Annotated in this window: 1 protein-coding gene; it reads right to left on the minus strand. The window is 62.1% G+C overall.

What is annotated here, in order from left to right:
• Window positions 1-353 precede the first annotated feature (353 nt).
• On the minus strand, window positions 354-1,165 hold an 812-nt coding region (locus ACS5Q1_RS47980), incomplete at its 5' end, for an IS110 family RNA-guided transposase (protein WP_473104798.1).

The following is a 1,165-nucleotide window of genomic DNA, read 5'->3' on the forward strand; positions in this document are numbered from 1 at the left end:
CTAGAGCATCGGACTGAAAGGTAGATTCAAGAGGTTTCGGTCCGGTCTGAAGTGCGATTCCCTTCTGAGAACAGGAGGTGGATCATGACCCAGATGGACCGGCCGTGCGTCGCAAGAGACTTTCGAGATAGAGAGGTTGGTCTTGCGCTAATGTATCCGGCCCTTTCCGGAGCCGAGCTCCTGGCCATCATGGATATCCGCGCGCATCTGGTCTCATAAGCTTCTCGGCCCTGACTGGCCAACTGGGTCACCAGAGCCCAGATGCGACGGCGCGACCGTTCTCCATTTCGCCTTTCTCTCGCAGACCTCGGCGAGCTCCAAGCGACTGACGCAGGATTCGGACTGGGGCGACCTTACCCTGCCACAGCCGCTGTTCGTGGTTCATAGGTGCGGTTCTGACTCAACACGCTCCAGGCAATCCGCGCCAGCTTGTTGGCGAGAGCCGCCGCGAGCACGTTGTGGTGCAGCCGTCCTGCGGCGGCGTTCAGCCATTCCCCAAAACTATGCTGGCGCCACTTGGTTGGCCAGCGCAGCAGCACGCGAGCGGCTTGGACCAGGAGGGAGCGGAGATAGGTGTTGCCGCGTCTGGACAGGCGACCCAGGATCGTGCGGTCACCCGTTGAGGTCTGCTTCGGCACCAGCCCAAGCCAAGCCCCAAAGTCGCGCCCGCGCTGGAAGGCGGCTCCGTTCCCAATGGCGGCAACCATGGCACTGGCAATGATCGGTCCGATGCCGGGCACACTCTTCAGCCGTTGGCAGGCCTCATCGGCGGCCACGAGAGCTTCGATCTCGCACGTAACCGTATCGATGCGTTCGTCCAGATGATGCCAATCCTGCGACAATCCCTCGATCAAACACACCATGCGCGGCGCGAGGACATCGCTTCGTTTGGCCAGGATGTCTGGCAAAACCTGCCGCAGGGTTCGCAGCCCCTGCCGCACCGCAATCCCGCGCTCGAGCAGGAAGGTCCGGATCTGGTTGATCACCGCCGTGCGCTGGCTCACCAGCCGCGAGCGAACGCGATGGAGAGCTTGCAGATCGAGCTGCTCGACCGACTTGGTCGGCACAAAGCGCATGGTCGGCCGCTGCACGGCTTCGGCAATGGCTTCAGCGTCGTGGAAATCGTTTTTGTGGCTCTTGCGGAACGGCTTCACGAACTGCGCTG

The organism is Microvirga sp. GN3 (assembly GCF_055792825.1).